8 protein-coding genes and 6 pseudogenes are annotated in these 14039 nt (G+C 60.6%); 6 read left to right on the top strand and 8 right to left on the bottom strand.

Annotation, left to right across the window (positions count from 1 at the left end):
- Positions 1-447, bottom strand: a pseudogene (locus tag ACJJVR_RS02290) (IS5 family transposase); the annotation flags it as partial.
- A 230-nt stretch (positions 448-677) separates the two neighbouring features.
- Between ACJJVR_RS02290 and ACJJVR_RS02285 the strand changes: the two are divergent.
- Both ACJJVR_RS02285 and ACJJVR_RS02280 read left to right on the top strand, forming a co-directional pair.
- Positions 678-1112: a YsnF/AvaK domain-containing protein gene (locus tag ACJJVR_RS02285; protein WP_405401902.1), complete on the top strand. Its 435-nt coding sequence runs from the start codon at positions 678-680 to the stop codon at positions 1110-1112.
- Entirely contained in the window at positions 1102-1980 is an 879-nt protein-coding gene (locus ACJJVR_RS02280; RefSeq protein WP_405401900.1) for a DUF2382 domain-containing protein, read from the top strand. The genes ACJJVR_RS02285 and ACJJVR_RS02280 overlap by 11 nt, the downstream gene beginning before the upstream one ends.
- A 162-nt stretch (positions 1981-2142) precedes the next feature.
- On the opposite strand, the pseudogene ACJJVR_RS02275 reads toward ACJJVR_RS02280, so the two are convergent.
- Both ACJJVR_RS02275 and ACJJVR_RS02270 read right to left on the bottom strand, forming a co-directional pair.
- A pseudogene (locus ACJJVR_RS02275) lies at positions 2143-2283 on the bottom strand (IS3 family transposase); the annotation flags it as partial.
- A 65-nt stretch (positions 2284-2348) separates the two neighbouring features.
- Positions 2349-2564, bottom strand: a pseudogene (locus ACJJVR_RS02270) (transposase); the annotation flags it as partial.
- Positions 2565-2627: 63 nt separating this feature from the next.
- Between ACJJVR_RS02270 and ACJJVR_RS02265 the strand changes: the two are divergent.
- Positions 2628-3257 (top strand): annotated as a pseudogene (locus ACJJVR_RS02265) (IS5 family transposase); the annotation flags it as partial.
- Between the two features lie 54 nt (positions 3258-3311).
- On the opposite strand, the pseudogene ACJJVR_RS02260 reads toward ACJJVR_RS02265, so the two are convergent.
- Together ACJJVR_RS02260 and ACJJVR_RS02255 are read right to left on the bottom strand one after the other, a co-directional pair.
- Positions 3312-3802 (bottom strand): annotated as a pseudogene (locus ACJJVR_RS02260) (transposase); the annotation flags it as partial.
- Positions 3803-3907: 105 nt separating this feature from the next.
- Positions 3908-4798 (bottom strand): LysR substrate-binding domain-containing protein, encoded by an 891-nt coding sequence (locus tag ACJJVR_RS02255; RefSeq protein WP_405401898.1) that lies wholly within the window; start codon positions 4796-4798, stop codon positions 3908-3910.
- An 86-nt stretch (positions 4799-4884) separates the two neighbouring features.
- On the opposite strand from ACJJVR_RS02255, the gene ACJJVR_RS02250 reads away from it, so the two are divergent.
- From ACJJVR_RS02250 to ACJJVR_RS02240, 3 genes are all read left to right on the top strand, one after another.
- Positions 4885-6120 (top strand): MFS transporter, encoded by a 1236-nt coding sequence (locus ACJJVR_RS02250; RefSeq protein WP_405401896.1) that lies wholly within the window; start codon positions 4885-4887, stop codon positions 6118-6120.
- Between the two features lie 206 nt (positions 6121-6326).
- A complete protein-coding gene (locus ACJJVR_RS02245) occupies positions 6327-7436 on the top strand; it encodes an HPP family protein (RefSeq protein WP_405401895.1) in 1110 nt (369 codons plus the stop codon).
- A 550-nt stretch (positions 7437-7986) separates the two neighbouring features.
- Positions 7987-9114, top strand: coding sequence for a YihY/virulence factor BrkB family protein (locus ACJJVR_RS02240; RefSeq protein ID WP_405401893.1), 1128 nt, complete (start codon positions 7987-7989; stop codon positions 9112-9114).
- A gap of 193 nt (positions 9115-9307) precedes the next feature.
- Here the strand turns inward: ACJJVR_RS02240 and ligD are convergent, their stop codons facing one another.
- The 3 genes and pseudogenes from ligD to ACJJVR_RS02225 form a co-directional block, all read right to left on the bottom strand.
- On the bottom strand, positions 9308-11737 hold the full coding sequence (gene ligD / locus ACJJVR_RS02235) for a DNA ligase D (protein WP_405401891.1): 2430 nt from the start codon (positions 11735-11737) through the stop codon (positions 9308-9310).
- Positions 11737-12597 carry a Ku protein gene (locus ACJJVR_RS02230; RefSeq protein ID WP_405401889.1) on the bottom strand — a complete coding sequence of 287 codons (861 nt, stop codon included), beginning with the start codon at positions 12595-12597 and terminating at the stop codon, positions 11737-11739. The genes ligD and ACJJVR_RS02230 overlap by 1 nt, the downstream gene beginning before the upstream one ends.
- A 411-nt stretch (positions 12598-13008) precedes the next feature.
- Positions 13009-13928 (bottom strand): annotated as a pseudogene (locus tag ACJJVR_RS02225) (hypothetical protein); the annotation flags it as partial.
- Positions 13929-14039 lie beyond the last annotated feature (111 nt).

Raw genomic sequence — 14039 nt, 5'->3', positions numbered from 1 at the left:
CACTGACCTGCCCTGCCGACATGAAGAACCAGATAGGTCTGCCTTTCGCATCGGTGACGGCGTGCAGCTTGGTGTTCATGCCGCCTTTCGTTCGACCGATCTGGCGACCGCGCCCCCCTTTTTCGCACGCAGGCTACACGCCGTGCGGTGCGCCTTCAGATACGTCGCGCAGGTCATGATCGTCTTGGAATCGGTGTCCTTTGCGGCCAGGCCGACCATGATCCGAGCAAAGACCCCGTTATCGCTCCAACGCTTCCAGCGATTATAAAGCGTCTTGGCCGGTCCATATTCCCTCGGTGCGTCGCACCACCGTAAGCCATTGCGATTGATGAAGATAATGCCGCTCAGAACCCGCAGATCGTCCACGCGTGGGCGGCCATGGCTCTTAGGAAAGAACGTGCGAAGGCGCGCCATCTGCGCTTCGGTCAGCCAGAACAAGTTGCTCATCGATCAGGTCTCCTTGCGGCGGCCTGAATCACGCAAAGGGCGTAAAATCAATGGGTCTGGAGCCTAAATGCAGCACTGGGTGAGTACATCGCACATTACCTGCGTAAAACTTCCCTACCATCTTGCACCGTTTCAACTTTTTAGGATAGAAATTTCTCGCATCTAGAGATTAAAATATCGTTGGAACTACTTTCAACTCCGCTGGTTTATTGGACCTATGGGAGTGCCAGATGGCGAATGAAGACGATAGAATGGTTATTCCTCTTGTCGAAGAAAATGTAATACTCGGCAGAAAGAAAACGGTGACTGGGCGTGTTTACGTGCAGACCATTACCGAGACCGCCAATGAGATCGTCCCGGTAGAACTGCAATCCGTCGATGTGGATGTGGTACGCATCCCTGTTGAGCGCGTTATCGACGCCACCCCGGATATTCGGGTGGAAGGCGACGTGACGATTATACCGGTGATTGAGGAGCGAATGGTGATGACCCGCCAGCTGTTTCTTCGCGAGGAAATCCATATTCGCCAGACCGTATATCGGGAGACCCACGATGTTCCCGTATCGGTGCGCAGGCAGCGCGCACAGATCGATCACGTTGAGGTTCAGGACAGCAACTCTCAAGACATGCACGAATCCAAAAAGGAAGTTCCAAATGACCTATGACAACGGAAATGAAATGATCGGTGGCGCACGGAAATCTGTCTCGGCCCTGTTCGACGATCGAGCGGAGGCTCTACGTGCCGTAGAGCGCCTACGCGCCAGTGGGATCTCCGAGAATAACATTCGCATGGTCGAAGGATCGGCGGGTGGGGCAACGGCCCAACGTTCACCTGAAGGGGACAAGACCTTCTGGGATAGCCTAAGCGACTTCTTCTTTCCCGAAGAAGACCGACATGCTTATGCCGAGGGCCTGTCGCGCGGTGGATATTTAGTGACTGTATCCGGCATCTCCACGGCCCATTACGATATGGCATTGGATATTCTGGACGACGAAGGCACTGTCGATTTGAATGAGCGCGAAGCCAGCTGGCGTTCGGAAGGCTGGAGTGGCTATGAGGCCAATCCGTACGGATCAAGCGACATCACGTCGGGCACTACTGCCAGTCTTGCGTCGAACGCGCCGCGTGCTGACAGCCAAGAAAGCATACCGGTGGTCGAGGAGCAGCTCAGCATCGGCAAGCGCGACACCAGCCATGGGCGCGTGCGGGTGCGTGCCTACACGGTTGAGGAGCCTGTAAACGAAACTGTCGAATTGCGTGATGAGCGTGTCGAGCTTGAACGTCGTCCCGTTAACCGGGCCGCAACAGATACTGATGCCGCATTCCAAGATCGCACCATCGAAGCAGAGGAATATGCCGAAGAGGCCGTCGTCGCCAAGGAAGCCCGTGTCGTCGAGGAGATCGGACTGAAAAAGGTTAGTGGCACCCATACCGAAACCATCTCTGACACCGTCCGCCATACGGAAGTCGAAGTGGAGGATGATCGGGACGGGACGATGCGTCGCGACGCCACGGTCCCACCCCGAACCTAATAGGGTACAACCGCGTATTTTCGAGCAGTCCTAATGTACCACTCAATCAGGTGAGATTTAACCCGGCACATTTTATGTGCCGGGGCCTTTAGACCCGTCGCGTATTGTGCCGCTCTAAGTGCTCGTTTGAGCCACCGTCCGTTCGAAGGCGACGGGGCTTTTCTAGCCCAATGCTGAATGGCATCGAGGTGGATTATAGAACCCGTCGATGTATTCGAAGATGGCCATCTCAGCCTGCCGCCTGGTTTCCCACGACCGCCGTCAGATCAACTCGGCCTTGATGGTCTTGAAGAACGTCTCAAGCCGAAGATGTTGCGCTGACCGGCTGAACCAACCGTGGCCTTTTTTTAGATTTCCCGCTCCTCCTAAAGAACACGGTCCTCGCGCCGAAGTCGATTATTCTCTTGGGCAAGGCTCAGATCCTCTTTCGATTCCACATCAGTGTCTCAGTGTGACGTGATCCATTTGTTCGACGTCGACATCCTGACACCCAGATCGTCAGCCACCTATATGCGCGTCAGCCCACTGGTTAGCGCAATGCGCACCGCACCTTTGCGGAATTCGTCCGTTCTTCCATGTCCCATAGTCAGTCTCCTTTGTTGCAGTAAATGCTATCAAAGGAGCGGCATCAAACCGCGACAGGTCCAACCCTCGCTGTCCAGATATCCAGCCGGCGCGCACCGGGCCCTCTGAACCTGCTAGTCGACAGCACCGGGATCAAGTTACTGGGCGACGGTGAATGGCTGGCGCGCAAGCACGGCACACACCGCAGGCGACAATACCACAAGGTCAATCTGGCCATGGACATGGCCACCGGCGACATCCGGGCGGTGGAATTCACCCCAAGCCGCGAGGGCGACAGCCCGGTTCTTCCTGAACTTCTGGACCAGATCCCGGCCGATGAACAGGTCGGCACCGTGACTGGCGACGGCGCCTTTGACACCCGCCGGTGCCACACCGCAATCGTCGATCGCGGCGGCACGGCCATCATCCCTATCCGCAAGAACGGACGCCTCTGGAAGGAGAACTGTCCTGCCGCCCGTGCCCGCAACGACATCCTTCGGGCGAGCAAACGCTTTGGGCGAGCCAACTGGAAGCACTGGTCCGGCTATCACGCCCGAAGTCGGATCGAAGTGAAGATGCACTGCCTGAAGTCCTTTGGCGAACGGATCGCCTCACGAGACCCGGACAGGCAAACGGCTGAAATCCACATCCGTGTGGCGCTCATTAACCGCTTCAACGCGCTCGGCACAGCCGAGACCGAACGCGTGGCATGAGGCTGACGGGGTAATGGGAAATCCCGCTTCAACGCCGAGTTCTGCAACAATGCCCATCAGCATGCCCCTGCGCTCCAGCAGCAGCCCGATGCGCCGATAGCCGAACCGGCGGCGCAGCGCCGCGATTTCTTGCATCGCTGTGCGGATCTCCGGGTTGTCGGGTGGCCGCTCGCGACGCACCGTCTTCGGATCGACACCGACCAAGACGCAGGCCCGGCGTTGCGAGATGGCATGATCCCGCATCGCCTTTAGCACTGCGTCCCGCCGCGCGTTCGGTGTCGTCACGGCTTTCCCAAGAGATCCTTCAGCACGACATTGTCGAGCATGGCGTCCGCCAGGAGCCGCTTCAGCTTGCCATTCTCGTCCTCCAGCGCCCTCAGCCTCTGGGCATCGGACACGTTCATGCCCCCATACTTGGCCTTGAGCTTGTAGAACGTGGCCGGGCTGAGACCGTGACGGCGACAGACCTCCGCCGTCGCCATTCCGGCTTCTTGCTCCTTGATCAACCCAATGATCTGCGCCTCGGTGAAGCGACTTTTCCTCATGTCGTCTGCTCCTTCGTGGTGAAGCAAACTCTACATTAAACTGAGGGACGTTCCGGGGGGCAGGTCACTGTCTCAAAGAAAATTTTTCTTCAGAAAGATGAAGTGTCAGCCATCTCTGCATTGACCGCTGCCGTACCTGTCGATGCACCAGGACCAGACGGCATCGACGGCACTTCCGGATGGGGCTGACCGTTTCCGCAGCAGGTAAAAACCCGTCTCGGCATCGAACCCGGCGTTGCCGAGGTTCAAAAGGCGCCCCGCATCCAGATCCGCTTGGACAAAGGCCCGGCATGCGATCGCAATCCCCTGTCCTGCCAGCGCCGCGTCCAGCGCCAGGGACGTCTGGTTGAACACCGCACCTGGCACTTTGGCATGGGTCCCGAAGTATCTGGACCAGTAGTCGTAGCTGTCATGCAGCAGCGGAAAGTCGGGGATCTGATCAGGTGCTGTCCATGATGAGGTCACGCCCGGCAGGTGCGGGCTTGCCACAAGGACGAGCTCTTGCGGGAACAGAAAGCGTGCCTCCAATGTCGACGGGAACGGGGGGCGGGCCTCCCGGACGGCAAGATCGACCTGATCGCGGTCAAAATCCGAGACACTGGTCGTCGCCACGGTGCGAAGTTCCACCGATGGAAGCGCCGCCTGCAAAGCCGACAACTGCGGGATCAGCATCCGGGTCGCAAAGGTCGGTGTGACGCTGATGGTGACCGCATCGGCACGATACTGCAGCCGGTCGGTGGCGGCACTTAGCAGTGCGAAGGCGCGCGACACGTCAGCAAGGTACTCCTTACCCTGTCCCGTCAGCGCGACGCCACGGGGCAGCCTGTGAAACAGCGGAAGGCCAAGATGATCCTCCAGAAGCCGGACTTGCTGCGCGACCGCACCCTGCGTGACGCCCAACTCCTCGGAAGCCGCACGGAAGTTCAGATGGCGCCCGGAGACCTCGAAGGCGCGGAGGGCATTCAGTGACGGCAGCGTTCGGGGAGAGATCGACATTTTGATCCTGCAGATTTTCTACTGGATAGCGGTGTTTTATCTCGCGCGTAAGGCTCCACGACATCGGTCATAAGGGTCGGGATGCCTTGACCGTTGGGCGGATCGATACCTCTTCCATTTTCCTGCAGATCGGGACCGCCATGACTGCCCACCGTCCACTTCTGATGCCGACCTCCTATTCGGTGATCCTGGCCGTCAGCGGCACACATCTGATCAATGATCTGATCCAGTTCCTGCTGCCAGCGCTCTATCCGGTGCTGAAGACAGAGTACGCGCTCAGCTATTTTCAGTTGGGACTGCTGACGCTGGCGCAGCAGATCACAGCCTGCTTTCTGCAGCCGATCATGGGTCTGTACGGCGATCTCAGGCCCAAACCCTACATGCTGGCAGTGTCCATGGCGGTGGTGGCGGTGGGCGTCGTGATGTTGGCGCTGGCCAACTCATTTACACTCCTGCTCGCGGCTGCTGCGGTGCTTGGCATCGGTTCGGCACTGTTTCACCCTGAGGCCTCGCGTGTTTGCCGCATGGCCTCGGGCGGCAGGTTCGGCTTCGCGCAATCCAGCTTTCAGGTCGGCGGCAACACCGGGACCGCCCTCGGTCCCCTTGCCGCGGCACTGTTCGTTCTGCCCTTGGGGCAAATCAGTACGGTGTGGTTCGGCCTGCTTGCCGTGATGGGGTTCGTGATCCTGATCCGGATCGCGGGCTGGTTCGTCAATCACCAGAGGATGCTGAAGTCGGCCGGAACCCCGCGGACCGAGGGCCCGCAACTGTCACGTCAGCGTCTGATCCTGGCATTCGCCGTCATCGGCGCCCTGTTGCTGAGCAAGTTCGTCTACATCGAGACCTTTAAAAGCTACTATACTTTCTTCCTGATCGAACGGTTCGGGATGGAGATCCGCCAGGCCCAGACCTTCCTGTTCGTCTTTCTGGGCGCCGTGGCCGTCGGCACATTCTTCGGTGGTCCCATCGGGGACCGGATCGGCCGGAGGAGGGTGATCTGGGTGTCAATCGTCGGGGCGCTGCCGTTCTCACTGCTGCTGCCCCATGCGAACCTCTGGGGGGTGATCGTCCTCAGCATCCTCGTCGGCCTGATCCTGTCGTCGGCATTCTCAGCTATCGTGGTCTACGCCCAAGAGCTGATGCCGCAGAAGGTCGGCATGGTGTCCGGCTTCGTCTTCGGTTTTGCGTTTGGGGTCGGGGCGCTTGGCGCAGCAGCCCTTGGGGGGATCGCCGATCTGGTCGGCATGCAGCAGGTGTTCAACGCGCTGTCGCTACTGCTGTTTCTTGGATTTCTGACCGCGCTTTTGCCGGACATCGAGTGAAGCCTTCATGGTCGTTTGACGTGACGGGGAGTCCGAGGTCAGCGCCTATTGGCTGATCGTTGCCGGGGATCCATGGTCGCGCGCAGAGCAGCAGGTGTTCAACTTGCCAGCAGGACTGCTCGAGGCGTAAGCACTGCGCACCGACATGACCGAAAACAGGGCAAACTGATATGATCCGGCGCGTAGTTCGATCCCTGGGTCCCGCGATGCCTGTAGGCAACCTAAAGGAGGCGTTGCGCGCCGGGTTGGGGGCATTGATCGGCTTGGTCGTGGCGGGCGCATTCGTCCTGGCTGCGTCTGCAGATGTCCATCTGGGGCTCTTTCTGATCGCGCCATTCGGGGCCAGCGCCGTGTTGATCTTTGCAGTGCCCAGCAGTCCGCTTGCGCAGCCATGGTCTGCTGTGGTCGGAAACACGGCTTCTGCCCTTGTCGCCATCGTCGTCTGTGCTGCACTTTCCGACCCTGTCCTGCGGATCCCCGGGGCGGTGGGTGCCGCCATCGCGATCATGATCACGTTGCGCGCCCTTCATCCGCCCGGCGGCGCCGTCGCGATGACCGTGGCCATGAGCCCTGATCTGGCCCAGGAGAGCGGACTGTGGTTCGCCTTGAGCCCGGTTGCTCTTGGAACCGCGATCCTTGTCGTTGTGGGTGTCCTCTATGGGCGGGCCACCGGGCGCCATTATCCGTTTCGCCAGTTCGAACAGATCAACCCACAGGGCACGTCTGATCATGTCGCAAGCGAACGCCTTGGCCTGTCTGAAGATGATCTGGTGAGGATCCTGACACGCTATCGACAGTCTCTGAACCTGGGTGTCGAAGACCTGGCTCGCCTCATTGCCGCAGCAGAAGTTACGGCTGCAGGACAGCGAACCGGCAGCACCAAAATTTCGGATATCATGTCGCGTGATTTGATCACGGTTGGCCCAAACACCTCCTTGCGCGATATAGTAGCCTTGTTTCTCCGGCATGAGTTCACTGCATTACCCGTGGTCGAGGCCGGGGAACATTTCCTCGGTGTGATCTACCAGCGTCATTTGCTCGGCGGCGCGCGGTTTCGCCATCCTGAATGGCTGCAACGTATTCATGGCGCTTGTGCACAGAGTAGCCGCGCTCTGTCACGGGCAAGTCAGATCATGGAAACAGATGGCCCCACCGCGTCGGCCGACAGTCCAATCGCTGCGCTGTTACCTCAAATGGCGGACGGGAAATGCGATGCCGTACCTGTCATTTCAGCAGATCGTATCGTTGGCATCGTAACCCGAACCGATCTGATCGCCGCGCTGTCGAGATTCAGCCTTGCGGCCCCGGATCGTTAATAAAAACCCTCGCAAACTTCTAGGTGTTCGGTCCCGGCATCTGGTGGATCGGATTTAAGATGAATCTGTCTGGCTCGGAAGTCCTGATCTTGCAGATGTACTCGTAAGGTGGCTTCGTGCTTTTGAAAGGAACCCCGCCTTCTTGCTGAAGTAGACCGGGTCGTACCACGAAACAGGGAAAAACTCCGACGAGCTGGCGTCTGAATGCCACGTTTAAGGGCAACAAACGCTGCCGAACGCGCCGTGGGCCGGATTCAAAGACAACGCGATAGCAGGCCGGTATGCCGCCGGGTGATATCGCGTCACCTATGCCCCGGCCTTGGCATCGACCAGTTGCGGCAGCAGCTTGGCAACAGGCTAGACGCACATATGTTGCACGGTTTGGTCCGACCACCAGCGGCAACACGGCGGTTCGACAGGGCACCGGTCGGGCAGGACGTCAATTGCTTTAGGAACCTTGATAGCGGTGATCGTCTTATGTCGGCACGGATGACGGGTTCGTGAGCTTGCGCAACGGCCGATCCTACCCATTTCAGCGCTGGAGAACCATGTGCCTCATACCAAGACGACCCTGTCGATAGATCAGAAGGGGACAGCCTCTCCGACACGATTTTCCATGGCGGAATGGAAGCAGATCCTTCTCCGCGTCAAGAACGAGATCGCCAGCGACCATATCTCTGTCGTCTCGGCGGGCATTGCGTTCTACGCGCTGCTGTCGGTGTTCCCAGCCCTTGCCGCGCTGATTTCCATCGCGGGTCTGGTTCTGGATCCCGCCGATATTGTCAGCCAGTTGGACACGGTCATGGGCCTAATCCCGGAAAGCGCCGGGGCGGTGCTTCAGGAACAGGTTCTGAAAGTCATCAGCGGAGACGAAACCGCGACGGGCCTTGTCGCCGTGTTTGGTGTGGCCATCGCGATCTATGGTGCCATGAAGGGTGTCATGACCTTGATGGAAGGGCTGAACATTGCCTATGACGAAGAGGAGACCCGTGGGTTCATCAAGCTGTACCTGAGCGCGCTGCTGTTAACGGTATGCTCCATCCTGGGTCTGGCGGTGGGGATCGCGCTGCTGATCGTGCTGCCCTCTGTCATCGCATTCCTGCCGCTGTCGCCGGCACTGGGAACCGCTGCCGAATGGCTGAAATGGCCGGTGATGGCGGTGCTGACCATGATCGGGCTTGCCGCGATATATCGGTTCGGCCCGTCGCGCGCCGATCCCAAGTGGCGATGGGTCAGCGTCGGCGCCGTGGCCGCCACGATCCTATGGATCCTGGGCACGGCGGCATTTTCACTCTATGTCCAGAACTTCGACGACTACACCGAGACCTACGGGACGTTGGGTGGGGTCATCATGCTGCTGACCTGGATGTGGCTCTCGGCGTTCATCGTGCTGGCCGGCGCGGAACTGAATGCCGAGATCGAACAGCAGACCTCGGAGGATACGACCACGGGTTCCCCAGAACCGATGGGCCAGCGCAACGCTGTAAAGGCCGACACCCCGCCGCCCGGTAAGTCGATACATGAAAGCGAAGAAACGCGGACCGCCGACGGGATCGGGGTTTCCGTAGCAAGGAGCGATGCGGAGGTTGCGCCGTCGCCCAAGTCGGACGCCATCATGGCAATCATCCTTCTCGGGGCCAGCTTGTGGAAGCTTCGGAAGATAAGTGCCCGCAACTGAGATGGCTTTCCGTCGGCTGAATGCCGGGTCTGCCAAGTCCGAAGCGGCTTATCCTCATGTCACCTGCTTCTTCAATGTGAAGCAACTCTATATGAAGGTGGGGACGCTTCGGGAACCAGATGTTAATGACTCGGGACGTCAAACGATTGACACCACAACGTTGCGCGCCGCGGCGTTCGATGGACCAGGCGAGTTACCGCAACGAGGACATGTTGTGCAGGGCGCGATCCAATGCCTCGATCACCGGGGCCGTCAGACCCTGCGGTGGGGGTGGGAGGACATCGGCCCAACCCCGGTCGATCGCCTGTCTGGTTGAGAAGGCTGAAGCCTTGCGGATGCGTGGCAGCTCATCCCAACTGATCGGGCTGGCAACCGGGGCACCGGGGCGTGCGCGGACCGAGAAGGGGGCGATGGCCGTGGCTCCGCGTTCGTTGCGCAGCCAGTCGATGAAGATGCGACCCTTGCGTTTCGCCTTGGACATCTCGGCGGTGAACTGGTCAGGCTGGGATCCGGCGGCCAGCATCGCCACGCCGCGGCTGAACAGCTTGATCGTATCCCAACTGGCCTGTCTGCGCAGCGGCACGATGATGTGGATGCCCTTGCCCCCCGACAGCATGGCCCACGAGGCCAACCCTAGAGCGGCCAGCCGGTCGCGCAGGTCCAGCGCGGCCCCGCGGGTCGCGGCAAAGCTCAGCCCCTCGTCGGGATCCAGATCAAAGACCAGCCGGTCGGGCCGGTCCAACCGGTCGCGGCGCGCGCCCCAAGTGTGAAACTCGACGCTGCCCATCTGAACCGCACCGATGATCCCCGCCGCATCGGTGACATAGGCGTAGGGGGTGGTGACGCCTTCGGCATCCTCGATGTCCTGAACTTTCAGCGCGTCGGGAAAGCCCTTGCCCGGGTGCTTTTGAAAGAACCGTTCTCCCGTCATGCCTTGGGGCAGGCGCAGCAGGGACAGGGGTCGGTTCGCGAGGTCGGACAGCATCAGCGGAGCTGCGGCCAGATAGTAGTCCGCCAATCCGGCCTTGGTCAGGCGGGGCTTGTCAAAGATCACCCGGTCGCCGCTGCTGATCGAAATCCCTGCGACGGTCGGACGATCCTGCTCGGCGGATGGCGGGGGGGCGTGCCGTGGGCCGGGGGTTTCGGATCGCAGTCCCAGAAAGACCGCATGGCGCAACCGGCCTTGCGCGGTCGCCTCGGCATAGTCGACCTTGGCGACCAGCGTGGGTTCGATCCATGTGACGCCCGCCACCTCGCGGCGGGGGGCATCCACTGGCGGCGTCTTGCGTGCCAAGGAGGCCATGCGACGGGCCAAGTCAGCCATGGTGTCATCATCGAAGCCCGTTCCGACCTTGCCTACGTAGACCAGCCCGTCCTCGCGCTGTTCGGCCACGGCCAGAGAGGCGAACGGCCGCCCCCGGCTGGTGCTTTTCTGCCAGCCGACAATCTGGAATTCGCCCTGCCGGCGGCATTTGATTTTCAGCCAGTCGCGGCTGCGCCCACCGCGATAGGGGGCGTCGGTTCGCTTAGCGATCACGCCCTCGCCGCCCGCGCCGCAGATCATCGCCAAGGCCTCGTCTGCCGCGCCGTGAATGATCGGCGACAGGGTCAGCGCGCCCATCGGTGGCAAGGGGCGAAGCAGGCGCTCCAGGGCCTCGCGGCGCTTGGTCAGCGGCAAGGCGGTCAGATCCTGTCCATCCAGATGCAGCAGGTCGAACGCCACATACCGGAACGGTCCACCCGCCTTGATGACGTCCTGCAAGGTGCCAAAACCCTGTAACCCCGCGCCGGCGACGATCTCGCCATCCAGCAAGGCCGATTTGCAGGGCACCCCGCGCAAGCCGGACAGCAGGTCCGCGAAGCGGTGGGTCCAGTCATGACCGGAACGGGTGAAGATGCGCGGCCCGCCTGCGCCAAGCGCTACCTGCGCCCGATATCCGTCCAGCTTCAACTCGTGCCAGTGGGTCGCGGCATCGGCCAGATCGTCGGTCAGCGTCGCCAGTTGCACCGAATGATGGCGCGGCAGGGTGCCGGAATGCTCCTTCAAGACGGCAGGCTTGTCCGCCTTGATCGCCGCAAAGCTGCGCCCCGACGATACGCTGGTCTTGTAGCGGACGACCGGATCGCGTTGGTGGGCGGCGTCATCGTCGATCTTGACCAGCAGCCAGTTCTCGCGCTTGGCCTCTGCCGCCTTGCCCTTCATGCGGATCAGGTTCCAGTCACCTGTCATTCGCTGGCCGTGCAGGCGGAACTTCAGATGGCCCTTGGACAGACCCCGGGCGGCGGGCTCCAAAGGCTGCCACCAGCCCAGATCCCACAGCATTACCGTGCCCGCACCGTAATGCCCCTTTGGGATCTGGCCCTCGAAGGTCAGGTAGGACAGTGGATGATCCTCGGTCCGCACCGCCAGCCGCTTTTCCGCAGGATCAAGGGACGGCCCTCGCGTCACCGCCCAGGACAGCAGCACGCCGTCCCATTCCAGCCGCAGATCCCAATGCAACCGGGTCGCATCATGGTTCTGCATCGAATAGCGCAACCCGAGGCGCGACGGCGTGCCATCGGTCGACGGCTCGGGCGTGGCTCCGAAATCGCGCTTGTCCAGATAGGGGCCCAGACCCGCCATCAAGCAGACTTCGGCTTGGCCCGGGGCTTGCGGGCGGGATTTTTGGCCGGCGCCTTGGCGTTGCCGCCATCCTTCTTCAGGCTGTCCTTCAGCGCTGACATCAGATCGACCACATTGGTGCCCGAGGGTCGGCCGCCATCGTCGTCCCCCGCCTTGGCGCGCGGGGTCTTGCGGTTCTTGCGCTTGGCCTTGATCAGATCGCGCAGTGCCTTGTCATAGTGATCCCTGAAGGCCTCGGCGTTGAATGGCGACGATTTGCGCTGGATCAGCTGGGTCGCGACTTCCAGCAAATCCTTGTCACTGGGGGCGTCCTCGATCGATGCGAACAACGGGTCGGCCTCGCGGATCTCATCTTCGTAGCGCAGCGTCTCCAGCAGCAGGCCGTCGCCGCAGGGGCGGATCGCGCACAAATATTCCCGCCCCCGCATCGTCAGCTGCCCAAGCGCGGTCTTCTTCTCGGCCCGCAGGGCGTCGCGGACGACACGATAGGCATCCTCGGCCAGATCATCGGTCGGAACGACATAGTAGGGCTTGTTGTAATACAGCGGCGGGATCTCCGACTGATCGACGAACTGGACCAGCTCCAACGTCTTCTTGGTGTCCAGCTTGATCGCGTCGATCTCGTCGGGGTCCAGCAGCAGGTAATCGCCGTCCCCGACATCATAACCCTTCAGGATGTCTTCGGCCTTGATCGGCCCCATTCCCGCTACGGTCTTTTCATACTTGACCGGTTTCCCAGAAGGCCCGTGGATCTGCCGGAACGACACCCGCGCCCCGGACTTGGTGGCCGCATGAAGTTCGACGGGAATGGCAACAAGGGACAGGCGCAGCTGACCCTTCCAGACGGCACGTGACGCCATGACAGCCTCCTTTTTTAAGCAACTCGGCAAGCGCTGATCAGTTCATGTGCCCGCTGGAACAGAGTGCCGATGCCGCCATCATTCCGGGTTCGATCATGTGGCTCAAGGTGAATTCCGTTTTCGGATAACGCCGGTGGCTGGATCAATGGCCAAATGAATCTTGCCATATTGGCGCCTAAGGCGTGTGCCGTACTTACAGGCCTGGCATTTACCGTCGCCCATGAATCCGACCTTAATCCGAAAAAATAGGGGCATTACAATTTGATTGAAGCTTTAGGTGTTCAGTCCCGGCATCTGGTTGCTCGGATTCAGGACGGATCTGTCTTGCTCGGATGTCCAGATCCTGCTGATGTATTCGTAGGGCGTGAGCCCTTCGAGGGTCTTGAGCCGGCGGGCGACGTTGTAGGCTGCCATGAAGCCCGCAAGGTGGGTGCGGAGCTGGGCGTGGTCATCGTGATGGAAACGTTCGACGGTCGCGTCCTTGATGGTGCGGTTCATCCGCTCGACCTGGCCGTCGCTCGGGGAAACAGTCCCCAGACTGTTTCCTAATCCTCGCAACTCCAGGGGTGCTTTGGCTTTGTGAGGCGGTGCTCGATACCGCTCGACCATGTCCTCGGACCAATGGCTGACACGGTCTCGCCCTCGCAGATCATGTCGAAGCGCATGAGCCGGGAATGGAGGGTGTTGCGATTTTGCGGCTGCTTGGGCCGAACTGAATGCCACGCGCCATCGGGCTTGAACCGATGGCGCCCGTTGGCTCGATCGGTGAGAATGGCGTGGACCTGACAGGATGAGCCGCATGTTGGCGAATGCTTCCAGCATGTGCTGCAGGAACTCCCATGCCGTCTTTCTGTCCGCCTTGTCGACCAACCGGGTCACGAAAAACTTGCGTGTTCGGTCGATGCCGACGAACAGAAACAGTTTGCCCTCAGCAGTCTGCACTTCGGCAATATCGATATGGATCGAGCTGCGTCCGCCATTGGTTCAAGGGCAAGGGCCGATGGGGTTGCGTTCAGCTTCTGCCGCTTCGGCTTGTCGCCTCCCACGTCAGGCAGTCGAGAGATACCGTGGTGCTGCAGGCACCGATGCAGCGCCGGGCGTGTCAGGTGCAGGATGGATGGCTGCAGGGCATGGAGGCAATCGTCCAGCGGCAGCTGCGTTTGCTGCCGCAAAGCGACAACGGTCGCCTCCTCCGCCTCGGTCAGGATCGTCGAGCGTGGTTCCTTTGGCCCCGTCTTGAGGTCCTCGACCGTCTGGCGCTTGCGCCACTTCGCCACCGTTTTCTGGTTGATCCCCAGCTCTCTGCTCAACTTCGCGAGCGAAGCTTGCGATCATTCGGGCCGCCCCTCGGACCAATGGCGGGCCCGTCCTCATTATTGCAGCTCTGACAGCGTGCGTGCTCGTGGCGCTTCAATGGCGAACCTGGCTCATAATGCTCCTGC

This window comes from Paracoccus sp. Ld10 (genome assembly GCF_045064235.1).
Taxonomy (GTDB): domain Bacteria; phylum Pseudomonadota; class Alphaproteobacteria; order Rhodobacterales; family Rhodobacteraceae; genus Paracoccus.
This window is presented reverse-complemented; position numbering and strand designations above follow the sequence as displayed.